This is a genomic window from Pseudoalteromonas sp. 20-92, from assembly GCF_030847595.1.
GTDB lineage: Bacteria > Pseudomonadota > Gammaproteobacteria > Enterobacterales > Alteromonadaceae > Pseudoalteromonas > Pseudoalteromonas fuliginea.
In genome coordinates this window covers 1-208 of record NZ_JANJGQ010000133.1, presented here as the reverse complement: position 1 = coordinate 208, position 208 = coordinate 1, and the positions used below count along the sequence as shown (strand labels likewise).

Here is a 208-nt window from a genome sequence, read left to right as displayed (position 1 = left end):
CAGTAGTGAAACGAAACAGCGCCGATGATAGTGTAGCATTTGCTATGTGAAAGTAGGACATTACCAGGCTTCAAATTCAGTCGAAGGACTTTAACCTTAATAATTAAAATAAGAAAATTGAAAAGAATTTTCTTGGTGACAATAGCGTTTTGGACCCACCTGATCCCATGCCGAACTCAGTAGTGAAACGAAACAGCGCCGATGATAG

General features: G+C 39.9%; 1 rRNA gene. It reads left to right on the top strand.

The window, feature by feature from the left end:
- Positions 1 to 131: 131 nt before the first annotated feature.
- Positions 132 to 208: ribosomal RNA gene (gene rrf, locus NRL14_RS21045) — 5S ribosomal RNA — on the top strand; the annotation flags it as partial.